This is a genomic window from Vibrio navarrensis, from assembly GCF_015767675.1.
GTDB lineage: Bacteria > Pseudomonadota > Gammaproteobacteria > Enterobacterales > Vibrionaceae > Vibrio.
The window spans coordinates 2,081,611-2,106,130 of the sequence record NZ_CP065217.1; the positions used below are offsets into that span (position 1 = coordinate 2,081,611).

At 46.6% G+C, this 24,520-nt stretch carries 33 protein-coding genes; 10 read left to right on the plus strand and 23 right to left on the minus strand.

Annotated elements, in window-relative coordinates; genetic code table 11:
* Window positions 1-38: 38 nt before the first annotated feature.
* The 10 genes from I3X05_RS09950 to I3X05_RS09990 all read right to left on the minus strand — a co-directional run bounded on the left by I3X05_RS09950 (window position 39) and on the right by I3X05_RS09990 (window position 8,981).
* On the minus strand, window positions 39-1,046 hold the full coding sequence (locus I3X05_RS09950) for a hypothetical protein (protein ID WP_045571865.1): 1,008 nt from the start codon (window positions 1,044-1,046) through the stop codon (window positions 39-41).
* A gap of 259 nt (window positions 1,047-1,305) precedes the next feature.
* Complete coding sequence (locus I3X05_RS09955) at window positions 1,306-1,896, minus strand: Gp49 family protein (RefSeq protein ID WP_337970677.1); 591 nt, start codon at window positions 1,894-1,896, stop codon at window positions 1,306-1,308.
* A gap of 100 nt (window positions 1,897-1,996) precedes the next feature.
* Window positions 1,997-4,069: a hypothetical protein gene (locus I3X05_RS09960; RefSeq protein WP_045571868.1), complete on the minus strand. Its 2,073-nt coding sequence runs from the start codon at window positions 4,067-4,069 to the stop codon at window positions 1,997-1,999.
* The gene (locus tag I3X05_RS09965; protein ID WP_193157914.1) at window positions 4,069-5,745 is read right to left on the minus strand and encodes a terminase; all 1,677 of its coding nucleotides are present in this window, start codon (window positions 5,743-5,745) and stop codon (window positions 4,069-4,071) included. Before I3X05_RS09965 ends, I3X05_RS09960 begins: the two co-directional genes overlap by 1 nt.
* Window positions 5,742-6,629 carry a hypothetical protein gene (locus I3X05_RS09970; protein WP_045571870.1) on the minus strand — a complete coding sequence of 296 codons (888 nt, stop codon included), beginning with the start codon at window positions 6,627-6,629 and terminating at the stop codon, window positions 5,742-5,744. The genes I3X05_RS09965 and I3X05_RS09970 overlap by 4 nt, the downstream gene beginning before the upstream one ends.
* 290 nt (window positions 6,630-6,919) lie before the next feature.
* Window positions 6,920-7,207, minus strand: a complete 288-nt coding sequence (gene lysC / locus I3X05_RS23795) for an Rz1-like lysis system protein LysC (RefSeq protein WP_425304485.1) — start codon at window positions 7,205-7,207, stop codon at window positions 6,920-6,922.
* Complete coding sequence (locus I3X05_RS09975; RefSeq protein WP_052702589.1) at window positions 7,119-7,451, minus strand: hypothetical protein; 333 nt, start codon at window positions 7,449-7,451, stop codon at window positions 7,119-7,121. Before I3X05_RS09975 ends, lysC begins: the two co-directional genes overlap by 89 nt.
* On the minus strand, window positions 7,438-7,989 hold the full coding sequence (locus tag I3X05_RS09980; RefSeq protein WP_193157913.1) for a lysozyme: 552 nt from the start codon (window positions 7,987-7,989) through the stop codon (window positions 7,438-7,440). Before I3X05_RS09980 ends, I3X05_RS09975 begins: the two co-directional genes overlap by 14 nt.
* Window positions 7,971-8,279, minus strand: coding sequence for a hypothetical protein (locus I3X05_RS09985; protein ID WP_193157912.1), 309 nt, complete (start codon window positions 8,277-8,279; stop codon window positions 7,971-7,973). Before I3X05_RS09985 ends, I3X05_RS09980 begins: the two co-directional genes overlap by 19 nt.
* A 501-nt stretch (window positions 8,280-8,780) precedes the next feature.
* Window positions 8,781-8,981 carry a hypothetical protein gene (locus I3X05_RS09990; RefSeq protein ID WP_337970678.1) on the minus strand — a complete coding sequence of 67 codons (201 nt, stop codon included), beginning with the start codon at window positions 8,979-8,981 and terminating at the stop codon, window positions 8,781-8,783.
* 302 nt (window positions 8,982-9,283) lie between these two features.
* Between I3X05_RS09990 and I3X05_RS09995 the strand changes: the two genes are divergently transcribed.
* Window positions 9,284-9,556: a hypothetical protein gene (locus I3X05_RS09995; protein WP_193157911.1), complete on the plus strand. Its 273-nt coding sequence runs from the start codon at window positions 9,284-9,286 to the stop codon at window positions 9,554-9,556.
* 69 nt (window positions 9,557-9,625) lie between these two features.
* Here the strand turns inward: I3X05_RS09995 and I3X05_RS10000 are convergent, their stop codons facing one another.
* Complete coding sequence (locus tag I3X05_RS10000; RefSeq protein ID WP_193157910.1) at window positions 9,626-10,096, minus strand: hypothetical protein; 471 nt, start codon at window positions 10,094-10,096, stop codon at window positions 9,626-9,628.
* Between the two features lie 296 nt (window positions 10,097-10,392).
* Here I3X05_RS10000 and I3X05_RS10005 point away from each other — a divergent pair, with 296 nt between their 5' ends.
* Window positions 10,393-10,782 carry an SH3 domain-containing protein gene (locus I3X05_RS10005; RefSeq protein WP_193157909.1) on the plus strand — a complete coding sequence of 130 codons (390 nt, stop codon included), beginning with the start codon at window positions 10,393-10,395 and terminating at the stop codon, window positions 10,780-10,782.
* Between the two features lie 45 nt (window positions 10,783-10,827).
* Here the strand turns inward: I3X05_RS10005 and I3X05_RS10010 are convergent, their stop codons facing one another.
* The 12 genes from I3X05_RS10010 to I3X05_RS10065 are packed head-to-tail and all read right to left on the minus strand — an operon-like array spanning window position 10,828 to window position 16,295.
* Entirely contained in the window at window positions 10,828-11,577 is a 750-nt protein-coding gene (locus I3X05_RS10010) for a TIGR02642 family protein (protein ID WP_337970679.1), read from the minus strand.
* Between the two features lie 14 nt (window positions 11,578-11,591).
* Complete coding sequence (locus tag I3X05_RS10015; protein WP_193157907.1) at window positions 11,592-12,038, minus strand: VRR-NUC domain-containing protein; 447 nt, start codon at window positions 12,036-12,038, stop codon at window positions 11,592-11,594.
* Complete coding sequence (locus I3X05_RS10020) at window positions 12,035-12,325, minus strand: nuclease domain-containing protein (RefSeq protein ID WP_045571879.1); 291 nt, start codon at window positions 12,323-12,325, stop codon at window positions 12,035-12,037. Before I3X05_RS10020 ends, I3X05_RS10015 begins: the two co-directional genes overlap by 4 nt.
* Window positions 12,322-12,918, minus strand: a complete 597-nt coding sequence (locus tag I3X05_RS10025; protein WP_193264779.1) for a DUF1367 family protein — start codon at window positions 12,916-12,918, stop codon at window positions 12,322-12,324. Before I3X05_RS10025 ends, I3X05_RS10020 begins: the two co-directional genes overlap by 4 nt.
* Entirely contained in the window at window positions 12,915-13,199 is a 285-nt protein-coding gene (locus I3X05_RS10030; protein WP_193157905.1) for a hypothetical protein, read from the minus strand. The genes I3X05_RS10025 and I3X05_RS10030 overlap by 4 nt, the downstream gene beginning before the upstream one ends.
* A complete protein-coding gene (locus I3X05_RS10035) occupies window positions 13,196-13,543 on the minus strand; it encodes a hypothetical protein (protein WP_226982583.1) in 348 nt (115 codons plus the stop codon). Before I3X05_RS10035 ends, I3X05_RS10030 begins: the two co-directional genes overlap by 4 nt.
* Window positions 13,540-13,917, minus strand: a complete 378-nt coding sequence (locus tag I3X05_RS10040; RefSeq protein WP_193157904.1) for a hypothetical protein — start codon at window positions 13,915-13,917, stop codon at window positions 13,540-13,542. Before I3X05_RS10040 ends, I3X05_RS10035 begins: the two co-directional genes overlap by 4 nt.
* Before the next feature lie 6 nt (window positions 13,918-13,923).
* A complete protein-coding gene (locus I3X05_RS10045) occupies window positions 13,924-14,562 on the minus strand; it encodes a DUF6475 domain-containing protein (protein ID WP_193264777.1) in 639 nt (212 codons plus the stop codon).
* A gap of 5 nt (window positions 14,563-14,567) precedes the next feature.
* The gene (locus tag I3X05_RS10050) at window positions 14,568-15,434 is read right to left on the minus strand and encodes a MarR family transcriptional regulator (protein ID WP_193157902.1); all 867 of its coding nucleotides are present in this window, start codon (window positions 15,432-15,434) and stop codon (window positions 14,568-14,570) included.
* Window positions 15,434-15,643, minus strand: coding sequence for a hypothetical protein (locus tag I3X05_RS10055; protein WP_045571884.1), 210 nt, complete (start codon window positions 15,641-15,643; stop codon window positions 15,434-15,436). The genes I3X05_RS10050 and I3X05_RS10055 overlap by 1 nt, the downstream gene beginning before the upstream one ends.
* Window positions 15,644-15,645: 2 nt before the next feature.
* Window positions 15,646-16,032, minus strand: coding sequence for a hypothetical protein (locus I3X05_RS10060; RefSeq protein WP_337970680.1), 387 nt, complete (start codon window positions 16,030-16,032; stop codon window positions 15,646-15,648).
* 53 nt (window positions 16,033-16,085) lie between these two features.
* Window positions 16,086-16,295, minus strand: coding sequence for a helix-turn-helix transcriptional regulator (locus I3X05_RS10065; protein WP_082069784.1), 210 nt, complete (start codon window positions 16,293-16,295; stop codon window positions 16,086-16,088).
* Window positions 16,296-16,398: 103 nt separating this feature from the next.
* On the opposite strand from I3X05_RS10065, the gene I3X05_RS10070 reads away from it, so the two are divergent.
* The 8 genes from I3X05_RS10070 (at window position 16,399) to I3X05_RS10105 (ending at window position 24,478) form a co-directional block, all read left to right on the plus strand.
* Window positions 16,399-17,064: a LexA family protein gene (locus I3X05_RS10070; protein ID WP_193264774.1), complete on the plus strand. Its 666-nt coding sequence runs from the start codon at window positions 16,399-16,401 to the stop codon at window positions 17,062-17,064.
* A 44-nt stretch (window positions 17,065-17,108) separates the two neighbouring features.
* A complete protein-coding gene (locus tag I3X05_RS10075) occupies window positions 17,109-18,404 on the plus strand; it encodes a hypothetical protein (RefSeq protein ID WP_337970681.1) in 1,296 nt (431 codons plus the stop codon).
* Window positions 18,405-18,407: 3 nt separating this feature from the next.
* The gene (locus tag I3X05_RS10080) at window positions 18,408-18,572 is read left to right on the plus strand and encodes a hypothetical protein (RefSeq protein WP_193264772.1); all 165 of its coding nucleotides are present in this window, start codon (window positions 18,408-18,410) and stop codon (window positions 18,570-18,572) included.
* Window positions 18,573-19,337: 765 nt separating this feature from the next.
* On the plus strand, window positions 19,338-19,901 hold the full coding sequence (locus I3X05_RS10085; protein WP_193157896.1) for a hypothetical protein: 564 nt from the start codon (window positions 19,338-19,340) through the stop codon (window positions 19,899-19,901).
* Window positions 19,902-19,995: 94 nt separating this feature from the next.
* Complete coding sequence (locus tag I3X05_RS10090) at window positions 19,996-20,586, plus strand: hypothetical protein (RefSeq protein ID WP_193157895.1); 591 nt, start codon at window positions 19,996-19,998, stop codon at window positions 20,584-20,586.
* A gap of 919 nt (window positions 20,587-21,505) precedes the next feature.
* Window positions 21,506-21,892 carry a hypothetical protein gene (locus tag I3X05_RS10095; protein ID WP_337970682.1) on the plus strand — a complete coding sequence of 129 codons (387 nt, stop codon included), beginning with the start codon at window positions 21,506-21,508 and terminating at the stop codon, window positions 21,890-21,892.
* A gap of 14 nt (window positions 21,893-21,906) precedes the next feature.
* Window positions 21,907-22,758 carry a phage recombination protein Bet gene (gene bet / locus I3X05_RS10100; RefSeq protein ID WP_193157893.1) on the plus strand — a complete coding sequence of 284 codons (852 nt, stop codon included), beginning with the start codon at window positions 21,907-21,909 and terminating at the stop codon, window positions 22,756-22,758.
* Window positions 22,745-24,478 carry a lambda-exonuclease family protein gene (locus I3X05_RS10105; RefSeq protein ID WP_337970683.1) on the plus strand — a complete coding sequence of 578 codons (1,734 nt, stop codon included), beginning with the start codon at window positions 22,745-22,747 and terminating at the stop codon, window positions 24,476-24,478. The genes bet and I3X05_RS10105 overlap by 14 nt, the downstream gene beginning before the upstream one ends.
* Window positions 24,479-24,520 lie beyond the last annotated feature (42 nt).

Genomic DNA, 24,520 nt, shown 5'->3' on the forward strand with positions numbered 1-24,520 from the left:
CCGCTCTTTCGAACGGGGTTGGTTATTTGCTGCGGCGTCTACACGCCTGCCATTTCAAGTAGTGCTTCAATTTCTGCTGTGCTCTTACCTTGCATCATCGCCATCAAGCCTTCGGCATCTGCGTTTGCCATCTTTTCCAGCTCAGAGGGCTGATGCTTACTAGTAGAGCCAACAGCGCTAGGCGAAGAAGGCAGAGAGTTTTTCACTTGGCTCTCCACCTCTTCAGCTTTAGCTTTTATGTCTTGCTCAGTGATCTGCGACGCAGGCGCAGGTTCTGGCACCGACATTTCGGCTTTGGTCAGATTAACCACTTCGGCAAAGCGCTCTGCCAGTGGCTTGTTTGCCCAATTTGGATCGGCACTTAAACGGTCATCAATCTCACACGCCTTTTGCCATTGCTCTCCACCTTTCTCGCGCCAAGAAGATAGATCAGCATTCCCTTGAAGCGCTTCAAAGATGGGGTCAACGTTAGGTTTCTGTGTTTCCTGTGGCGATGTATCGGCTTGCTTCGCCGCACCATTGGTTTTCGCAACGACGACCTTCAAGATTTTACCAATCTCTGGATAGTCATCCATTAGAGCGTCAAGCTGTTCATCGGAAATTGACAAGTTCTCTGGTAAGTCCTCAGGTTCAACGCCGAGCTTTTCCAACTGCTTATTGCGAATTTCAAGTAAGCGCTCATTCTGGCTAAGCTTTTCACGATCTTTTTCAAGCTCTTCGAGCTTAGCTTTCAGTTGCTTGTTAGTCTCACGTTCACGCTCAAGCGTTTCGTAAGGGATAACGTGCTCACCATCTTTCGCTACAATGCCAATTGGCTTTTGTTCCGCTACCTGCTGCTCTTTAACTTGTGCGGGTGCCGAGTCCGCAGCATCACTATCGGCAATGTCAGTATCCGAGCTACCATCCAGAGTCGTGTCACCAAGCTCAATGGGTTCATCGTCGTCATGCTCTGGATCGTCATCCAACACGCCATCAATGCTATCAAGCAAGGCTTCAAGCTCTTCGGGGGTTTCACTACCAGTTAAATTGTCTAGATTGATTCCCATTTGTACTTCTCCTGTGTAGACGTATCGCTGTCTGTGCGCGTAAGCACTCTGTTAAAAAATGCTTACGAGCTCAGGCAAGCAATATCAAATTCGGTGGGTTGAGCGGTTTTAATGCAAGCGCATGTAAGAAGTTGGGCGTCTTGCTCTGGGTAGTCGGTGATCACAGCCTTGCCAATAGGCACTGAGCGAAAACCTTGGTCGCATAAAAAAACCGATAGCCCTTGAGCCATCGGTTCTGTGTAGCATTCGAGTTTGAGCATTAGATGTAGTTTCGCTGTTCGAAAACACTGCGGCGAACGTGGTAGATATCTTTCTCATCCAAGAAGCAAACGAAGTCGCCAGCATTAACAGGCTCGAAATGGGCAAACTGGTAGCGCTCACCACCAATCGCAATCTCACTCAAGCATGGACCACCTGATTCTGCTTGTTTGAGTGGGATAATTACTTCATCTGGTTTCACTTCATAGGCAATGCGCTCTATGGCCTTGCCCTGATAAACCTTGAATTCATTCAAAACGGCATGAGGTTTTGGTTTGTTAGTATTTGCACAGGCATTTCCGGTACTTGGATCGCCAAAGCGATCACTCGTTTTGCCCGTCACTTTCAGCAAGTAGCCTTCAAGCTCCCATAGTTTGTTAACTGCCGACTGTACGCAACGCTCTTTCGCGTACTTGCAGCCGTCTTCCCATTTGTAGTTTTCCGGATCGACACAAGCTGATTCGCCGTAAGCCACTTGAAAACCATTGGGCAGAAAAGCCCAACATCCTGTTACCGTTGTGTTCTCAACTCGAGCAAACTTGAATTCAAGCTGGTCAACCAAGTTAAGGATGTGTTCCTTTTGCACTTTCATCTTTTGCACCCAAATTTCGCCAAATAAAAAAGCCCCGACCAGTTAAGGGCGAGGCTTTGCATGATGGGAGAAATGTACCCCACATTTTGGCGCCGTTCAATTACAACGTCAGAGCTTCCAATTGCTGCTCAATCATATTGGCCCATTGAGCTCGGATTTGCTGCAACTCTTGATTCATTCGCTCTACTTCCTGCAGAAGCTTGCCCGTTTCAGCTTGTGTCTTGGCATCGTTGTATCGCGCTGAATTTGCGGCCGCTCTCTCTTTCTCTGCAGCAGCAATGGCCCTCTCAACTTCGGCTTCGAGTTTCTTCACTTTCGCTTCCATCTCACGCATCGCCAATTGCATCTGAGCTTCCTGCTGTTGCTGCTGAGCCTGAATAGCCGCTAACTCTTCCTCGCTCATCTCCTCTTGAGGCTTCTGAATACCAATCGCATCGCGAACCCGATCAATAAACTCGGCTTTGTTTGGAATATCGGTCAGTTCAGCCACAAGGTCTATTACGGCAACTTGAACCTCTGGCGGCATCTGGGCGGTAATTTGCATCATGCGATCTGCAAGCTGCTGTTTATAAGCCGCGGTCTGTTGGACTGGTGCCAACGCAATGTGTGCTCGTAGCTTCGTGATGTCGTTGCTTAAACCTTCATCCGTTTCTTGGTTAATCATCACATGCTTGCGCTTACGTCTGTCTTCACGATTAATCGTTACTGGTACGTTTCTGCGTCCCTTGAGGTCCGTAATTAAGTAACCAAGGATCAACTCTCCGAGTAGCTGGCAAGAGTAGCGATAGTTATCATTGATTTCAGCGAGTGTCGTGGCTCCTTGTTCGACCAGATTTGCGATTGCAACACCACTCGCTGCATTGGACTCTTGACCTAGAAAAGCCCCATATACGCCCATGGTATCTTGAATCAACTTCATTGATTCTTGCATGACCGCAAATTGCTGTTGAGCAATGGCAAAATCCTGCTCAACTTTGAACGCATCTGATACCGATTTTTTGTTGCGCCGTTCCGGGTTGAGCTCAATGTAGCCATCAGCGCGCTCTATCTCTGTCAACACACTCTCACGGCTCATGTTTGTCGCATCTTGGTCGGCGATGACACGTTTGGCTTGCAGTAACCAAGTCAGCTTGATACGTCTAAAGTTCACTTCATCCTGTGCAGGAATTGCTCGAGCAATCAACCCATACGGTTCACCGTTCGCATCTTTGCGGTAACCAAAGAAAGGAACAAGCGGAAACAACCCCTGAGGCGCATCACACTCTTTATCGCCGAGATGGTGCGGCCCTGCGTACCAACTCTCAATGATTCGGCTGACTTGAGCCATTCGCACATTTGCCTTACCGAGTGCTGCTGCAGTCGCATGCACCAAGTTATTTTTATCGAACTCAATCACTCGTCCATTTTGCAACTCGATTACCGGCTTTCTCTCCATCGTCCGGTAGTAAATCACCTGCAGACGAATACGTTTTCGGTTTTGGGATAGCCACTCGGTTTGCTTACGACTGTAGCCTTTGTACTCTTCATAGGCATTGACCAGATTAGATTCCATGCCCTCAACCAGTTCTGTTTCAACAAACCCATGCCAACCATTGGCCGCGTTCTCTAAGATGTCAGCCTTGTGCGGCACCAATGTCATCAGCTCATCAACGTCAATCCAGCGACAGCGCATTACCCATCTTGCATCGGACCAGTCAGGTTCTTTTGATAACCAGTCCCAATACACTTCATCGCGAGGAACACTTTGAATCTTATACTTAGGACCAAAGAGGTTTTCATTTCGAAAGACTTCGACGACACCAAAGCCGCATTTTATTTGAGATGAGTAAGCATCAGAGCGGGCTTTATCCAACTTACTAAGACGACAAATGTCCTTGAACTGCTCGTTGATTGCCTCTGCGAGTTCATCAAACTCTTTGCTTGGGTCATCGGCCATCACAACTAGGTCAGTGCGAGTCTTTGCCTCCATGCCAAGCACACCGTCAACGGTTGGCGCAATCAGGTTGTGCATTGTCATCGGTTGATCGCGTTCTTTAAGCACTTCAATGACTTTCGGTGCAAGCTGGTCGCCGTCGTAGTAAGCGCAGGCCTTGTTCGCGTTGGTTCTCCATCCGGGTTGTCCGTCGATATCAGACATGATCTCTAGGAGTTTTTGTTGCTCGATTTTTTTCATTAGTGCGCCATCCAGTGCTTGGGTTCGCGTTTAATTGGAGAGGATTTGTGTGTGATTGGCATTCTTGCCCGCATTTCTTGGGCGATGGCGTAGCTCATGACTTGATCGTCAAAGCACCCTTCTTGAGCGTTCATTGAGCCGTTTTTTTGATAAACGTAAGTGGTAATTTCACTGATTGTGCCAATCCAGCGAATGCCGGACTGTCGATTCCTAAGTAAAGTCTTTAGGCCTTCTGTCAAAATCGGCTTGCTGTACTTATTAGTGAGCCAGCCTAGTTTCACCGTTTCATCTTCATCGGCCCTATCAATATATTGCTCAGAGTAAATTCGGCTGAGTTTGTAATGCTTTTTAAACTCAAGAATGAAAGCGTGGCCATGGTTATTGCGCTCTGGCCCTGCATAAGCCCAGTTGTAAAGCTTGCCGATGTGCGCTGCCAACTGAGCAAAAAGCTCTACATCCAAATGCCCGTACCAATGAGCCACTTGCTCGCCAGTGCTTCGCTTGACGACATCAAGACTGCAGCGGTCACCGTGTTCAAGTCCTTCTGCGATATCGATACCCATCGCGTAGTCTTCATCTTTTTCAGGCAGTTCCCAGACAAGCAGCATGTTCATCACTGAGTTCTGCCCCTGCTCATCCATTGTTTCTGGTTTATTAGCTCTGGCCATGTTCCCGGTTACGGGTTCAACGTCATAGACAATGAGCGGATTCATCGTTTCGCCTTCCGCTTGCATGGTACTGAGCGAGTCAAAGACGCGACGGCCAGAAGTCAGAAAGGCTTCGAGTGGCGTGGATGGAAATTCTTGTTTCATTTCATCGCGTTGTTCCGCTTCTTTCAAAACGTACCATTGGCGCTGCTCATCATCGATAATGCACCCCATCGCATCCTCGATAGCGTCAAAGTACTCTCTCTGAGTTTTGCTTATCACAAGCCCAGTATCAGGCACCTTGGCGCGATACTTCGGATCTTGCCACCACGCGAAGAAATGAAACTTCCAGTCGAGCTGAGTTAGCGGCTTTTCAATGCGACTCATCTCTAGCGACTTCATCGTCATGTTGTAGAAATCACCGCCAACGCCCTCGGCAGTGGATTCGATGAATGCAATACATCCAGGATGGACGGCGTTAAGCGTCCCTGTTCGAACCTCTTTCGCTTTCGCAGGATACTTAGCGCAGATTTTGCCATGCTCTGAAACGTGCAAGCGGTGAACGGTACCGGAACGAAACGACGTCGCTACTTGAATGCTTGAACCATGTTCAAAAACAATGTAGCCGCCAGTTGAACCAGAGCGCCTGCTTTTAACCTTAAATCGCGTCTTGAGCCAAGCTGGCAAGTTATCAAACGGTACCTCAATCTTGGTTCGATAAATTTCACCTGACGCGGATTGGTCTTGTGCGATAATCCCGCACTTTAAGTTATTGTTAAAAAGCGCTTCATCGAGCAGGTAGATATCAATAGCCGTTGAGAAACCAAGCTGCCGCGCTTTTAAGATAATGTTGAGATACCACATCATCTCAAAGAGCAAACGCTGAGCGGGTCGAAGCCGGAAGCGAACTAACTGCCCCTGCTCGTTCTCGATCATGTAGAGATTATCGAGACGCCACCATTTATCGCTGAGTTTGTCCTCAATCTCGAGGAGTTCAGCATCGGAGATTTCTTCAAACTGATGTGTCATTGCGTCTTGCTCATCAAGCCATCGCCGCCCATGGCGCGAATATCATCAAGAATCTTGGAAACTGGCGTGTCGTCGCCTTTGCCCTCTTTACTGATTTTGTCAGCTTCTAGGCCAAGTTTGCGCGCTGCGTTTTCAACTCGCTTAGTATCAGCAACGATGTGTGGCACTTTGACTGTATCGATTTTCAAAGCGGAAAGCGTTCGAGTAATCGACTCAATACGGCTAGTCAACGAGCCCAATCCATTTTCAATTCGATAGTAGGATTCATACAGCGAAACGCGGTCCTCGATGCTATTTGCGTTTTTAATGTCGTCCATGCATTGAGAAAGCGCCTCCGCGCCAGATTGAAGACGAACACGACAAAGCTCCAATTCATCTTGCAAGTCTGCAATGGCCGCAGCATCAAACTTCTCAAGCTCGTTTTCTTTGAAGTACCTAGCGTAGATGCCATGTTTTCTGGCCCTAGAGTTGCCTGGCTCTGCGGAATTGCTTGGATTGGGATTGCCAGCGTTGCCAACAGAGATTTTATGACCGGGAAGAAAACGCCCGCTTTCATCTCGTTCGCTTTGTCCCATGTCATGTTCGTTACTGGGCTCTAAAGCCTCTGACTGCTTGTGATTTTGTTTGTGACCATTTTTTCGTGTCACTTTTTTCTTATCTGCTTTTTGCGCACATTGCGCACTTCGACTTTGCGCAGAGTGTTTTTGCGCATTTTGCGCAGTGCGATGCGCAGATTCATCATGCGCAGTGTTACGCACTTTGATATATCGCCGAGCGGTCTGATAGTTGAGCCCTTCGCTCTCACACCACTCCTTTGCAGAAATGCCAGTTCTCGCGTGGGCAACTTCGAATTTCTTTTGTAATAGTTCCCATTTGTTCGACATGTTTTTCTCTTACTACTTTCTCATAAGCTCGTTGGAGAGTTCCCCTTCCACTACCCAATCCCCGATAACGGGACGATGGGTAGTTGGGATGCAAATGCGTTCACCCGAAGAGAGGTAAACCCGAGCCGATTTGCCGTTATACCCGATAACGCCCTTAATCTTTCCTGTCCGATTTGGTTGACTGACTTCAGTGAGCTTTTTCATTTGGGCATTCCACTACAAACATAATTGGAGCCACTGCGGTGAGTGGCTCCTGTTATGGCTATGGTGTTATCGGTGAGAGAAGTGAGCTAACCCGGCTTGTTCTTTTGAGTACGCCATTGGAGATACTCGTCGGCTTGGGCTGCGCATTCACTAAGTGCAGCTTTCAACCGCGGGATGTCTTGAGTAACGATTTGCGGCCAGGTACCGATGACTTGAGGCTTATAACAGGGAACGATAAGCCCCTCGGGAGGGAGAATGTATTCAGTTACTACGATGGGTTCAGGTTTAGTAGGGCTGGCGCAACTGCTCAGTAACGGTATCAGGGATAGCGCAGCGACTATCCGCCACTTGCTGCTCAAGGAACTGGATGTCATGGCGAAGCTTTTCCTCCTGCTTTGCGTTTCTGTTGGCTCTTTCGATAAGTAAGGTGTTCATGCGCTCGCGTTCGTTACTGACTTGCTCAAGAAGTGTTTTGCGCATCAGGCTCGTTGCATTGGCGCTGGCCAGTTGCTCACGTAACAGCGAGTTTTCAGCCTTTTGAGCTTTGATGTGCATAGCCATCCCAAAGAGCGTGGCAATGAGAAGAGCGGCGACTACCGCTTTACTAGCGAAGCTCATTGATAATTTCCGTATCGGTTGGAAGCTGGCCCAGTTGGATCAGTGCGTCGTAAACAGAGATTTGCCCGAGACAGAGCTGGGTTTCGATTTCCCGCCTAGAGACTATTCCTCGGCATTGCCACTGCGGATCCCGACAGTCTCTTGGTTCTCCGCCAATCGTGACATAACGCCAACGGTTGAACTGATAACAGGCGTATTGGATTTGGCCACGCTGCAGATGACGATAGAGTGTGGAGTTTTCGAGTGCTCCGACTCCGACGTTGTAAGCAAAGTCCAGCGTTGCGATGTGAACATTAGGGGGGAGTTGGTAATCGAGTTTTTCAAGTGGCTTGTTGTGTTTCTCTAGGGATTTAGCCAGCATTGCCGAGCATTGCGCATCACTAAACGAATCCCCCGGTTCGATACCTGCCGTTTCACCAAAGCAAGCAGTCCAGACACCACCAACATCCCGATATGCCACATTCTCTTTGCCCTCGAATGCAGCCGTTAACGCAACGGCTCCGACAAGCGTTGCACCGATTAGTCTGTTGTACCGCATTGTTCATGCTTCTCGATGGGAGATTTAGGATACAGCCATCGAGCGGCCGTTAGCGCGATACCCAAAATAGACAGCGAGGTACCGACCACGAAGGCAATATCACTGCCATACCAAGTAAAATTGCCCGCAATGATGTCTGCAAAGCTCGAATTGAGCATGGATTGGTAGTTTTCTACCCCTTTTGCGACACCAACGCCGACGGTTGTGCCGCTACCAACGGCGATAGACATGGTGGCTTTGTCGGTAAGAACGGGGCTGGATGTCTTACCGATGGAAAAGAAGAAGCTCATTAATAGTCCCCAGAAACGAAAAAACCCCGCCGAAAAGGCGAGGTTCTACATCATGGGTAATAATCTACCTATTTTTTTGGCTCAGTCAATGACAACCAGCTTGATAATACCGTAAACAACTTTTTGACAGAATATTAAACTTTGCAGTACTGCAAGTCCCCAATAGAAGGGGAAACATATTGTATATTGTTCGTAGTTACAGACACCTGTGACAATAATTACTGCTGTAGCACAGACAACACAAATCATTGATTTATAAGGACAAAATATGTTTACAACATCTGACACTCTAATATTTATCATATTCTTAATTGCATACATGTATTTTGGTTATAAATACGGAATTAAGGCAGCTACTATTTTTTGCGTACTATTTTCCATCACATGGTATGCTTTTGACACATTAGGGTTACAGTTTCTTGTCCAAATCGCTCTAACCGTCACGAGTACAGTTTTAACTACCTACTGCATTTCCGTCTTTAAGAAATAACAACTACTGATTTAATCGACATAAAAATCCGAACACATCAGCACAATATCTTCGACCTGTCCAGATTCATTATAAATGAAGTGTCGCTCGTCAACTCGGAAGAATACTTTAGCCTCAAAGCCTAACGATATCGTATCGCCAATGCGTGGGGCCGCTTCGTTCTGAACTGTCTGTAAAATGGTATCACCTGTGTTGGTGTGTATTACTCTCATATATAGCCCTCATCGTTTGTTCCCTACATTTAAATGAGGTCAAAAGTCGCTTCAAATATAGAGCCTGAGTTTTCGAGTCAAAGCCAATAAAGTTGAAAGACTAGTGTTAACGAAGAATTGATAAATGTGACCTGCATATGATTTTTTGGTATACAACACCGCCGATAATCGTATGCAATAGCCAACGTCCGAGCATGAAATCACAAATAAGAATTAACTCAAAAAAGACTTAAACCACGTGATTTTTCATTGAATTATGCTAGGTTATCAGCCCTAAACAACATTTATATTTAGAGGAACTTATGACGGTTTACATGTTTGCATCTGTAAAAAATGGTTTAATGTATACTAGTTCAAACAAAGGCTACGGCGAAATGAACCTTGATGAAGCAAGGGAAGACTTGAAGACATTCGCTCGTAAATCTAAATTGAAAAGTGAATTAGATGCAATTGCTTATAGTGATGATTTCTACTTTTCAGCATTTGATAACGTAATTTCTCTGGATGAATACAAAGCACTTCTTGGTGAGTTTGCCTATCATGGCTGCAAGTTAGTTGGAAAGCCGACAATTTAGAGATAGCCGTTGCAGATGTAAATTGGCCACAGTTTGTGGCCAATTTTGGTTTGATTGCTAGTCGTCTAACTAGTCAATCATGCAAGCTTTCTTGCTTTCGTCTTGTTCTTCACCAGCGTCCGAAAGACCTGATTTTTCATGACTCTCAGTGATCATCTGCAGCAATTGAGCTGATTCATAGAGCCTAACAGAGCAAGAACTAGATTTGGGCGGCACTACAACCATCTTGTCTTCATGCAACTCAAGAACTACTGGACCACCGTCTTTCGCATCACTTGCGGTAAGATAGCAGTAAAAATTGGCTTTACAGGTATAGATTTTCCCGCCGCGTTTAAACTCTATCCACCAATAATCATAGCCAGTTCGAAGAAATCCGGTCCAATAGACAGCCTTGCCTATTGTCGCTTCTGCGCGGTTTTCTAGGTTGTCTAGTTTACCGTGATCGTAGCTGTCCTCATCATATCGGTGAGAGAAATGAATGTCCTCGATATGAGAGCCAGTTTTATTCAAAACTTTCACAGTTGTAGTATTCTTTCCCATGCCAATCTCCGTTGATTTTTGTTGTATACCGTTTTTTAACCTTCAGTTAAGCAGGCTCCTAATCAGCTAGCCCACCACAACAAATATGAATCAAGGTTCATAATAAGCAAGTTCATTTCATGCTCTTCTATCAAAAATATGGAAGCTATTTCAGCATTTGCGCGCGACCTCAATGTTACACTGATTGCACATTCAATTTGTCGCATTTCTTAAACATACCAAGCGAACAAGAACATCTCCGCAGCTAGAAATGGCGGACCACTGATTCAAACAACAAAAACAAACAAGGTGAACATGTGAAATTCAAAACCATTATTATTCTCTTGCTGGGAACAACGGTAGGCTTTACGGCTCAAGCTAAGGTGTGTAAGAAAGGCCAACCATGTGGTAACTCGTGCATTTCATGGAAGAAAACTTGCCATAAAGGAACGTATTCGTCGTATTCGAGCCCAGTTTATTCAAGTGACAGTACCAGCAATACCGTTGGTATCGCTGGTAAGTATGTTGTCACCGCAAACCGTCTCAATGTACGAGACAATCCGTTCAATCCTGGAAATGGAAACGTAGTTGGTACCTTGGTTAAGGGCGAAGAGATTAACGTTAAATTGTTCCTTCAAGATTGGGCGATGTTTGAATATCAAACGGGGCTGTTCTGGGTTAACCAAAAATACATTAAGTTGCTTTAACCTGTTACTGATGCAACCGCCTAATCCAACAAGGCGGTTGTTTGCTTATCCCCCAAACTTCTCCAATCTCAGCCGCTTTTCCAAAGCATCTGCTGCGATGATCTCCTGCCTGCAATAGCCACTCACAAGCTCAGTGATCACCGGGAGGAAGGTACGCGCAAAATCCTCTTCTGAAATGCGCACGCCGAGCTGACGAAACTCCGCGTATATCTGCTCTCTTGTTGGACGAAGCATCCCTACACCACCGCATTCATTGCACAAGCGAAGCAGGTAGTTACCTGAACCATGACATTTGGGGCAATTGAGTGATTCACCCGCTTTCATCTGCGCATGTTCGTGTAACCTCGCTTTCTCAAGTTCTATGTCCTGCTGGTGTTTCTCTATCAATGGTTGCATGGAAAGATTGCCGGACTTTTCCATCGACTTGATGCGCAATTTCCACGTATCGATAAGCTTCAGAGAGCGCTTCGAACGTGCGTCGTATTTCTTATACAAACTGCGCAGTTTAACTCGCTGTGAACGCAGAGGAACTTGCAGCACAAGGTTGGCAACAATATCGGCTACCGCGCTCACATGGTTTACCTTCTCCTGCGCGACAGTTGCGCGCACATGGTCAATGAAGGTCAGGCGTGCAGCTTCATCCCCCAAATAGCGTGCCTCGATAATGGTTCGACCTACTGGGTGATGCAGCAGTTCAGCCGAGAACGCTGCCAGTATGACATCTGGCGTTAATCGTCTGCGCCCTACTTTCGACTCCACAATCATTGCCTTTGGTGCATGGAGCTTTGCCAACATTTCCACTGCTTGATTCATAGTTCACCCGCCATATAGTTGATTATTATTTGTTTTGCTTCTTCACAGCCTTTCGGAAAGACCACCAAGTAACCCTGCTGGCACAACTTGTCACCTAGCTCACTTTGCGCATTTGAAATTACAGAGCGATAAGGCGCAGGCGTTTTCATTTCAATGCGCAAGCCGTGATAGCGACTTCTGGCCACATCAAAGACGTAGTCCATGTAGCCAGATGTCCCGCCCATTTCGATGAAATCCTTTCGTGCTTTAGGCCCGCGCTTTCCTTCATTGGGAATGTGAGTGAGATAGTCGGCGATATTCAGCCCGTCGATGACAGTGCGCTTGGCCCACTGATACAGCGCTTTGCATTCGGCCAATTCGATTTCTCTGACCTTTCGCTTAGCCTTATCACCGCTCATAGAGACATGCTTCCCCGCAAGCCTTTCGATTTCATAGGGGTTCATGCAAACGTCAGTATCCCTTCTTCCACAAAACTTTCTTGAGTCTCTTCTACCGCTCGGAGCTTATCGGCTGCATACGCTTCGCGACCGCAGCGATCAATCTCTGCATGGCAGGCTGAACATGCATAAACCACCATGTTATCGCCTGCTTTAATGCCCATCCCACGGCGTAAGCCAACATGCGCCGCCACCGTCGTTTCTGGGTCAAAATTACAAATGCCGACTAAGCGCAAAGTGCATGCTTTACCACGAGCCGACTTCATGATTTTTTTACTGCGAACGAGCGTCATACATACCCCAGCATCTGGTTAATGACATTTTCCATTTCGGCTTCGTTTCTTAGATAGCCACCTGGTCGAACGATTTGATTCCAAACCACATTGAATGAAGCGCGATACAGCTCCTGAAACTCGTGCTCCTGCATGTTGGCAAAGCTGATTGACTTAGGCTCTTTGCGGATTGCGCCATTAGGTAGCGTCACAATGCTGAAAAAGCCCGCTTCCACAACAACCCAACGGCGGTAAGAGAGAAAACTCTTTTCAACGGCGTAAGAGGTTCGCTTGTGTGTGAGCTGGTTGAGAAATGCCGATTCGAACTCGAGCAAAACGTCTTCCTCTCCAACATGCTTCACTAAGAACTTCACAAAGTTATCCAGCAAATGACGCTCGTTCGGACACACGGCCCCGCCAGTGGGTTGCCAATAGTCAAACCCAAGTTTGAGCAGTGCCATATACTTGCGGTGAAACATTGGATTGCGCACTTTGCTTGGCAGCTTGGGGAACTCAATCACTTCGCCGATGGCGTAGCGACGTAAAACCTCATCATCTTCAGGAGACAGAGGGGCTAACCCCCCTGTTTTACAGCGAACAAGGGATAAGCTCATTGCAGATCCCCTTGGTCGTCTTTAAGCAGGCTCAGAATACGATCATTCGAATGGCTGAAGTTCTCGTAATCTTGTGTCTCGCACTCGTCCCAACGCTCGATTTCTTCGCGCTTTGCCTCACCGGAAATGCAGTAAAAAACATACGTCACCACACACGCGCACGCGTAAGCAAACAGCGCCTTTTCTTCAGGCTCGAATGACGTCAAAGAAATAAAATAGCCAGCCGCAATCGCAATACAAACCGCGACAAACATCATGGAGATTGATTGAATAGATTTCATGAGTTCACCTTCATCCCTATTCGTTTCGCCACCTCTTTCACTGGCAGAGACGGCACAAGGCGATAGCGCCAAACTTGTTTCTTGTTCACGACTTCCATTTTGCGCTGCTTAACCAAGCCATGCCGTGAGGGGCTGACTTCGCGAAGCCTCGCAGAAATGGCCGCTTGCGTATCACGGTCTGGAAAATGAGCGTGGATCATCGCTTCAATCTCGCGCAGAGTATGCCAACCGTTATCCGACACCATCACCGCAATCACTCGGCCAATCTGTGACGTATTGAAATTGATCTGCTCTGGATACTTACTGCGTTTCCACGCTTCGATGGATGTCATCACTTCCGTCATGCAACGCGCTCCGTCTTCAGGCCCATTTCCCAATGCTTGAACAACTGTTTAGTGGGCGGTAAATGCTTGTCTGCTTCAAAGCAGTACATCAGCCATTGGTGCACAATGGCCCGTGTAGGACGAAACTGGTGTAAATACATCTTCACGCCGTATTCTTTGGCAAGATCAGCAAGGACAACCGCGTGCTTTCTTGGTATGCCCTGCTTTTCCCAATCTCGAACAGCGCCATAACTCAGATCATCACAGCGACGAGCGATCATAAAAATCGCGTCTCCCCGCTCCATTGGCAGTTTGCGAAGCAGTGCGAGAAATGCATACGCACTGAGCTCATCACGCATGGCTTTAAATTCACGTTTGGTAAAATGGATAATCATTGGTCGTTACCTCTTTTGGGCTAATTGCATTTGCACAACATTGGATTGGCCAACAAGAGCCACTGGCGCTTTCTGAGTGGCATCACCGCCTCGATACACAAGCTTGCATTGCTCCCTATCGCCAACACTCAATGGCGGGTCGATAGCAAAGCCCGAAGCCGCGTTCTCCGTTTCAGATACACCAGCCAACACTCTGGGATAGCTGCTCGGCGGATTGAACAGATACGTGCGATAGCGGTTCTCAAAGTCCTTTTGGCGAAATGTCAGCTCTTCCTCGCTTCCGTGACAAAGCGCTGGCCATCCTCCCATATCACTCACCACTGCATGGATCAGCGCATCGTCAAACACCACAGAGGTGTAAGAACCAACACTGCCTATCGCCTTTTTGGTTTTGTTCCAAGCCAAGATCGCCCGATCTTTCGAGGTACCGCCAAGCAAGCGCACAATGTCTGCCGGCTTTGGCGCAAACTGGCCGTTATCTGGGTTGCGGCGGTGCATGGATAACGCCTGTTTCACCGCGGCAAGGTCAAAGATACTCAGGTCTTCCCAATACACACTGAGCAGTGCGGGGGTCAGTTCCATCCGGTAAATACTCAGCGTGGCCGCGAGTGTTTCTGCAAATTCTGGTCGTTGATTTGGTGTCATGGTCGTTACTCTCCGTGTTCGAAGGTGTTTCCTGTGCTTGTGGTCGTTCCTAGCCATTGGTCAATGGCGCTCTGGTTCCTCGCTTCCAGCGCGGATTGACGCCCTTGAGGTGGCGCAGAGATTGGCGCATGTGAACGTGCCAAGTGGTTTTCCAGCCACTCAACCTCAAAGCCTTGCCAGCCTCTCTCCACGCAAATCCCCAGCACATCGTCGGCGGTCAGCCCAAGTTTCTGCTGGGCAAGTTCAAGTTTGGGTCGCAGACGGTTGATCGCCGTTTGCGTCAGAGGGGCGCGTTTCTTGTTGCGGATTAGTTGCCAATCACTCAGCACCTGATCGCTTGGTTGTGTTGGCCAGTTTGAAAAATCCAAAGCCTGCGCTTTTTTTGGTTTACTTTTTTTCTCTTGTTTAAATTCAGTATTTGTTAAGTGATCAGTACTTATTAAAAGATCAGTATTTATTAGTGTCGGCTCAGCCGGATACGGTTCGGCCGTTTCCGGTTCAGCCGTATCCGGCTCATCCACCGTTTCCGTGTTATCCGTATCCGGTTTAGGCGCATCCGGTTTTTCTAGTGGTTCATCAAATACCACATAGTCCACACCCGACATTCGGCCAGAGCCATTACGCCGTTGTCTGCGTTCCACAAACCCTTTCTCAACCAGTTCTGTAATGGTTGCGTAAACAGCGTCACGCCCAATAGGAGCCGCGGTATCACTAAAACACTTCACCAACTGAGCAGGAGACACCTCCCAGTTATCCGGCTTGCTCAAGAGGTACGTCAGCACTCCAATAGCGCGTGGGGACAAACCGCTATCAAAGATGGCGTTATTGATAATCGTAAAACCGACCTTTCTGGCGCTACGGATGATGCTCATTAGTGAACTCCTTCCGCTTTCTTACTGAAATCAAAGGGATTATCAGTCCCCGCCCCTAACATATGCGCAATCAAACGGCCACGAACTTGATCGCGGCGCTCGCCTGAATACTCAGCAGCCTGAGTGATCACCAATTCAACAAACGCGGACTCCGAACTGCATGGAGTGTGAGCGGGGTTGGTCCCCCGCCCTTTTTTAGTTGTGTTCATGTTTATCGGGCCTCTTGTTGTGGCGAGCGAGAGGAAGGCGTAACAACATCAAACTCCCCCTCAACGGTGAATGGTTTGTGATTTTCGATCTCATCAAAAAAATCAAGTCGCTCTCCCCCTTGTCTCTGCCAAGCAAGCAGCACTTGGTCTCGTAACTCGGGTTCGCTTTTCAAAAGCGCGATCACCGCTTGGATGATCAGCACATTGCAAAGAACGGCCTTTTGCGCGTCTACCTCATTTGCCAGCAAGGAAAGAAACTCGCTTTCATCCAACGTGAATCGGGCTTTCACCTGAGACGTTCGAACCTTATCGAAGGGCAAGCCCTCCATTCCTACAGTTCGGTTTTGCTTGAGCAGTTCAATTTGCTGGTTGATTTTGGTCATTTTCATTTGGTCGTTACCTCGTTAGGGGCCATTTCATTGCCCATTTACTGTTAGTCTCACTACGAGTGAGGTTCAGGGAACACATCACTGAAAGTGCAATTAGCATTTAAGCCATTGAGAGCCTTTACGATTTTCCAAGCGGTAGAAACATTTAGATTTCGCTCACCGCTTTCATATCGGTCAATGGTGCTTTGGCCGACACCAATGGCTTCGCCCAAATCTTTTTGAGTTGCTCTAACGGCATTTCTGTAGTGTCTGATCTTGTTCATAACACCTCCAAATTGGAACTTATACCATATCGGAATACAAGCAACAACATGGATATACCAATAAGGCCATTTCAACCACATTCCGATATGGCATAATCTGGGAATGAAAATGAATTGGAACGATCTGGTTAAAGCCAGAATGAAAGAAATTGGCATGACACAGGATGCTCTTGCCGAAAAGATGGGTCTTGCGCAGGCTTCGATAGCCCGTTACCTAAATAAAAAACGAGAGCCAGATATTGACACAATCGCCAAGATTATGAAGTGTGTAGGTCTTGATCAATTGATGTTGAGCTCTGATGGTTATGTTGAATACCCTGACGAAGTATTGGCGAACGTATCGAGAGTTAAGGTTCAACTCAAATACCAGAATTCTTTCCCGCTATTGAGCTCAGTTCAGGCTGGCGCTTGGTCTGAAGCCGTCGAACCCTATCGGCTTGATGAAATAAGCCACTGGTACGAAACCACAGAAAGAACCAGTGAGCGCAGCTTTTGGTTGGAAGTAGAGGGTGATTCAATGACATCCGCAACAGGAGTGAGCTTCCCAGAGGGTACGCTAGTGTTGGTGGATACAGAAAGGGATTACCAAAACGGTTCACTTGTCGTCGCTAAGTTAACCGATGTAAACAGCGCAACGTTCAAAAAGTTGGTAATCGATGCAGGGCAAAAATACCTTAAGCCCCTGAACACCGCTTACCAAATGATGCCCATCAACGGAAACTGCCGCATTATTGGTGTTGTTGTTGATGCAAAACTAAAACTCTTCTGAAAGGGCCTCCATTGTGAGGCCCTAATCTATATAAGGATATAGTCATGACTGCAGAGATCGCCGTGTATAACAAAAGCGCCATAGCCTTGGCCGCAGATTCAGCCGTAACGATTTCTGATGGTAGTAGCTCAAAAATTTACAACGGAGCAGAAAAGTTATTTGCTTTGTCCAAATATCAACCGCTAGGTATTATGCTATATGGTGCAGGTAGCCTATGCTCTATTCCTTGGGAATTAATAATCAAACAATATCGGAAGAGCTTAGGGAAAGAGTCGTTCCAAACCTTAGATGCTTATGCCGAAGACTTTTGGTCTTACTTGTCGAATGCTCAAAGGTTAGTCCCAAAAGATCTTAGGTACTCGTTTTTGGATAGCTCTTACAACAGAGCCATACAACACGTTATAACTATGGTTGATGGGATTTTCAAAAGAGAAATCGAGTTAGACAACTCTTTTCAGATTACCACAGACCTAACAATGCAAACGTTTTTAAGGTGTTCGGCAGAAATAATTATCGAACTACAAGAAGCCGATTTTTTTAGTGGCTTTGACTCGCATGATCTGGTTGAGGCTGAGGTCTATGCAAGTTTATTTTTGGAGCGTAATTTAAGCTCTTTGTTTCCTGATATCGATTTCCCAGATGCGAACATTTCTTCGTTTAAAAGGTTATTAGCACTAATTACATGCAAAGATAACCAACTAGGGCTCATTACTGGTGTGGTGTTTGCGGGCTACGGAAGTGAGGAGTACTTTCCTGTGGTCTTAGCCTACAACGTACATGGATTCTTTGGAAATAAGTTGCGTTTTACTCAAAATCTTGAAAAAAGCTCTGCTGCTGGGAATAGCGGGATGACGGCTTATGCTCAAGAGGAAGAAGTATTTGCATTTGAATACGGCGCTAACCCTAGGCTGCTCAACATCATTAATGAAAAATTTCGGACAATGCTTGGTGATAGCCTGACTGAATTTGAAAAAATAGTCGGTACCCTAACAAACGACAATGATTTGAAAAAACGTCTTGTTGTTGAGTTTACAAGCTTTACTGAAAAAAACTGGCAAAGAAATGTTAACAGCGTAAATGATTTCATAAGAGTTGAACACTGTGACAAGGTAACTCAAATGATAGAGTTCTTGCCTAAAGACGAGCTAGCTTATATGGCAGAGTCACTCGTAAACATGACCGCATTCAAAAGAAAGGTGTCAAATGATGCTGAATCCGTTGGCGGGCCCATTGATGTTGCTATAATATCTAAAGGTGATGGCTTCATTTGGGTAAAGCGTAAACACTATTTCTCTAAAGAGCTGAATAGCCATTACTTCAACGAATTTCTTAGAGGATAAATCATGACACATAAAACGCTGCAAGGAAGCGTAGCGCTCGATGAATGGAGAAAACTCTACAACATAGAGAAGTTCAAACAGGAAGAGAACAAACAAAGAGCTGCTAATGCTCCTATTGCAAGAAAGAAAACACAACATAAAAGCAACGCACCTGCTTTTTCATACTAGTTTTCAATAACTTGCTAAGTCATTGATACACTAAAAGGGAGCTCACGCTCCCTTTTCTATATATGGCCTTTTTTGGCTGGTTAGTGCCTAACTACCAACAACTCATGTCATTTCTTAAGATTTCATCTTTAACCTTGCACTACATAAGTGTCGTAATTTTCTGTCGTTGTTTGTCCGAACCCTCAAAAGCTCAATTTGATACCGTGATTCTGTAGCAATCAACGTCCAAATTTTCCTCTCCTAGACATACACCCTCAGTAGCAATCCAAAATGCCATACAGATCACATTCCCGTATCTCCAAAAATTTAATTCCAATTTGGTATTGACAGCACTATACCATTTCGGAATACTGATTATACCAAAGGCAAACTGCCTTCCGCTCTTTAACAACATGAACCATGAACGATAACTACCCTCTCCGCTAGTAGGTGAGAGTAGAGGTCAGCCCAAGCTCCACGAATGGGCGACATGAATTTCGTGAAACAGACTTGTGTGCCTCTTGCGGCGACCGGATGTTGGCCCCTATGGATAACGGGAAAAGCTTGGAAGAACCAAGCCGCTAACAGTGCTGGAATGGCTTAACCGAGTGGATGACCCGCAATGCACACAACCCCGCCTAGTTTCGGCGGTGAGATAGAAACGCAAATCGGCTTTGCTAACAGAGCCAATTTGAAACCCCTTTTTTGGTCGGACAGCGGCGTTAGGAAAGGCCGACAAAGCCTAACAAAACTGCATTAGAGGGGTTTCAAATAGAAGGAGGATTTATGCTTGAGCAGCGATTCATTTTCACTAAGCCAATGCCGTTCATTGCTTATCGCCATTTTGACAGATTGATGGCCGATATTAACGGCCTAATGAAATCACAAACCCATACCGATATGTTACGGCTCACTCTCTGCTTGGTTGCGAGTAATGGGCAGATCACTGTTGCGGGCTTTACGACATTCGCAAAACTTGCCGAACGCAAAGATGTAGCCGTTCATTTTCAACTGCCGTCCATAGTTGATGCATATAACTTACGCGGCATTCCAGAACATGACCATAACGTAACGTTCACTTTGTTAGGAATTGAACTGCTCTCTGGGTCGATAGAAGCAATTACTGATCTGATTACCACCTATGAAGGAAAAATGTGCTTTATGAACTTCTCAAGCGACATCACTCAACGAGCAATGTCGCCAGATTCTTTTGAGCATTGGAAAAAGAATGAAGTTTCTACTTTAGCGCTCACAGACGCGACTTTGCGCCCCGCTCAAGTAGATGTTGATGAGTTGTCTCTTCCTCAATTAGCTCGAAGCGTTCTAGATATTTTTGATACCGATTCTTAATGCTTTCTGACACTCAGTAACTCGGGCGCGAGCTATAAAAAACAAGCAGTCAATCTTGTGTTTGGGGAAAGAGTTTCAAATAGAAGGAGGTTCTGTGTCAGATCTTGTCAGAAAAGGGCTGGTTTTCCCAAGCTATCGGCCTTCACTTAGCTATAACGAGGCATACAACGTTTTCAACGTTTTGCGCGATGAATGCTCTAAAGGCCTTTACCCAAATCAAAACTTTGTTGTCATGCTCAGTTTCATCTGCCGATTCAAAGATTTTACGTTGGGAGCCAACGTCAGCTTTATGCAAGCCGGAAACGAGGTTCGCACCGATTGCTCTCAGGTTGGCCTCTTTGACCACGGAGTTGTCCCAGATGGCATATGTAAAACAAATGGTTGGGAAAACACTTTAGCCTTAGAGCTCGTTGGCATTGATTCCCTTATAACCACGCGCAAGAGTAATCTTGTCGAGTTATTTAAAGCGTTTTGGGAATCAAACGAGCGCTTCTATCACCTTACAGGCGACATCAATAAAAACCTGATGCCACCCAGCAGTGAGTTCGAACAATGGCTGAATGGAAAACTTATCTCATTTTCTCAGGAAGCGCACTTTTCGCTCCAATCTCTTGAAGATAATCAAGGGAAACATCCACAGGTGTTAATTTGTAGCCTTTTAGAAAGTCTGGATACATGGCAATAACATCTTCAGTTACCCAGTAATCTTGCTTGCCGTACTCGTCAGGATTTTTATTGTAAATCAAAAAATTAACCTGCTTTGGTGAGCGACTGTTTTTCTTCAACTTTTGACTGTCGGTGTTAAATTTTTGAAGGTCGCTCAACCAAAGCAAGTGAAAGCGTGACTACAAGGTGTGTCAGCTAGTAGTGCAAATCCTTGGCTCGATGTTCCCAACATCGAGTTGCCGCAGCCGGGGCAGAACCGGACGTTGAATTAGCGGTAAAAACACTAGCATTGCAGGGGCTAAGCCTCCAAAAGCCTGACTGCATGGACACCGGGAAAGACTGGCGAGTGACTGCCGAACGTAGTCATTTTGAAAGCAGTTTGAAAATAATGAAGCCCCTATTTCAGACTGTTTTCAAAATATAGTTCATCGGTGTAGCTGGCAGCTTACTGCCTTTAAACCAGATACCCACTGTGAGGCACTAAGCAGTGGCGCGGGGATGGCGCGTAATCAGGGTGTTCGTCACTAACACAATATCCCATCCGAACGGCAAAGCGGTTAACTCTGCAATGTTCGTTCAGTGACATTAGCCAACTGACGTTGTTACACATTTAGCCCCATACATCATGGGGCTCTTTTTTACGGATTCAGTATGAATGAGCGGAAAACGTTCTTGATTAATCAATCGCTCTACATAGGCATGCTTATCATGGTTTTGCTGTGATGTGATTCAGCATCACAGCAAAACAAAACCAAAAAGCCCGACTAATGCCGGGCTATTGGGGAGTGCATAACGACCAAGAAACGCACTCCAAACCGCCGAGGCGGTCAAGGTAACGACCAATAGACAACCACATCGCAGACTCATCCACATTGCAAAGGCCTATTGGCAGCTAAGGCAACGACCAAGAAGCCCTAACCGTTTGGGAGAATAACAAAGTGAATATCCTAAATCTAGTACCCGAAAATCAAGAAGCTGCGTTCAGCCACTTCATTGACAACGGAATCAGTCGCATTAAAGCCAATCGCGAATTTTGCGGCTTAACCCTAAGCAGTTTTGTTGAATGGATGCTCGAGCAAGATATGCCCTTTCGCATGATGACAGGCCTCGTCCGCAATATTCTCTCCATCCAGTTTGAACCCATGATGAGTAGCCACAAACTCATCGAGCTTGAAACCTTTCAAGAGCACTTTAATGAGCTTTTAGAAAAGTACGTGGATGCCAACCGGAACATTGTTCTTAAAGGCTACCGCGAACTCAAAAACGACCAAATCCAAGAGCAGAAAGTGACTCAGTTTGAGCAACAGCAGCTCTCTAACTTTTAATCGAGGTAATGATAATGACCAATATTGTGCCATTTGAGCAGCGTCACCCACTTGTCGCACAGCGCGGGATAGACGAGGCCACCTGGTCTGCACTGCAAAACAGTGTTTATCCGGGTGCGAAGGAAGAATCTATCTTGATGGTGACGGATTACTGCCGTGCCCGCCACTTAGATCCGCTTCTTAAGCCCGTTCATATCGTGCCAATGAACGTAAAGAACTCACAAACCAACAACTACGAATGGCGTGATGTGGTGATGCCCGGCATTGGGATGTATCGCATTCAAGCAGATCGCAGTGGTAGCTACGCTGGCTCAACAGATCCAGAGTTCGGCCCACTGATTGCCATGGAATTTAAAGGTGAAAATAACCACTCGGAAATCATCAACATTCCAGAATGGTGCAAAATCACGGTCCATAAACTGATCAATGGCACTTTAGTCGCCTTCTCGGCAAAAGAAATGTGGTTAGAGAACTACGCAACTGCAGGGAAGAACACCCAAATTCCCAACGCAATGTGGAAGAAACGCCCATACGCACAGTTAGCAAAATGCGCCGAGGCTCAAGCTCTTCGCAAAGCATGGCCTGAAATCGGACAGCAAGCGACTGCTGAAGAAATGGAAGGTAAAGACCTCATTATCGAGCACGATGTTACGCCATCTCGCAACAACATCACCGCAAAGCAGTACCCCGCTCAAGACTTCGAAAAGAACTTCCCTTCTTGGCGAAAGAAAATCGAATCAGGCCGCAACACACCTGAACGCATCATCGCCATGGTTGAAGCCAAGGGAGCACTAACCGAAGACATGAAACAGCGCCTTTTAAGCGTTAATACCATTCAGGGAGAAACCACTCATGCAAGTCACTAACATCCAGTTCCACAACGTTCAGCAAGGCACCGATGAATGGCATGCTTTGCGTGAAACCGTCGATTTTACCGCTTCTGAAGTTTCTGCCGCACTAGGGTGCTCACCTTATAAAACCCGCGATCAGCTCATGCACGAGAAAGCGACGGGCATTAAGCCAGAAATCAGTAGCTATCAAGAGAAAATCTTCGCCGATGGCCACCGCTTTGAAGAAATGGCGCGCCCTATTCTGGAAAGTAATCTTGGTGAAGAGCTCTATCCGGCCACCATTACTGGCGAATGCGAAGGGCTTACTCTACTCGCTTCGCTTGATGGCTTAACAATAGATGGCGACATTGCATTCGAGCACAAATCGCCTAATGGAAAGCTTGTTGCCAAAATCGCTGAACGCAACTTAGACACTCATTATGTTGTGCAGATGGAGCAGCAGTTACTTCTCTCTGGCGCGGCAGTCTGCAAGTTTGTAGCAAGTGATGGCACAGAGCAAAACTGGCACGAAATGGACTACTACCCCGACGAATCGGTACAAAGCTGGATTATTTCAGGCTTAAAGCAATTCAAGTCTGACTTAGCGGAGTACAAGCAAAAACTGGCAAACGGCGAAATCGCTCAGGAAAGCAAGCCAGTGGTAACCGCCGAGGTAATTCAAGATTTACCCGCCGTCACCTATAAAATGAACGGCCTTGCGATTGTCAGCAACCTAGACGAGTACAAGGCTAAGGCGCTAGAACTGGTTGAGCAATCCAAAAAGAAACTGGAAACAGACCAAGATTTTGCCAACGCAGAAAGCATGGTGAAGGTGTTCAAATTCGCCGAAGATAAACTCGGCCTAATGTCACAGCAAGTTCTCGGTGAAGTGGAGAGCATTGATACCTTTGTGAAAGATCTTGGCTTTATCAGCGAAAACATCCGCCAAGCGCGCCTCGCCTTAGATAAACAGGTCAAATCTCGCAAAGAAGAGATCAAGGCTGAACTGGTTATGAAGGCAAAGACTGAAATTCAAGCCTTAGTTGCTGACATGTCACAAAAATATAATGTCGGTTTTAACGTTAAGCATGACTTTGCTGCGGCCATTAAAGGCAAGCGCAACATTGAAAGCATGCAAAGCGCAATCAATGACGAACTGGCCAAGGCAAAAATTGCACTGTCTGAGCTAAAAGATATCGCGCAAACCAACCTAGATACCGTTAATCAGAATAGCGAATACCGCTTCTTATTTAACGACTGGGGGCAAATAGCCTTTAAAGCACCGGAAGACTTCGCAACGCTCGTTAAACTGCGTATTGCCGAGCACAAAGATGCCGAAGAGAAACGCCGTCAAGCAGAGCGCGACCGCATCCGCAAGGAAGAAGAAGCCAAAGCGCAAGCCGAAGCCGAGCAAAAAGCAGATGCATTACGTAAAGAGCAGGAAGCCGAAGATCGCCGCAAAGCGCAAGAGCTTGCACAAAGCCAAGCTAAAGAGAACGCGGTTGAACAAGCAATGCAGGACATCCCTACCCCTGCAGACCCAAATCGCATAGCGCATGCTCGCCGAGTTTTAGCAACGGCCGAAACCGCCGAAGTAAAACCGTTCACCGCTGCGACCAAAGCGGTTATCACCATCCCAACCGACGAATACAACGAACTGTTACGCAAAGCAGATTTGCTTGAAGCGCTCTACGCATCGGGTGTCGATAACTGGGACGGATACGGCGAAGCCATCGCCATGTTGAAAGCGTCTTAAGCCACTTCTCCAAGTGGCTTTCTTTTTGACTAACTCAGGGGC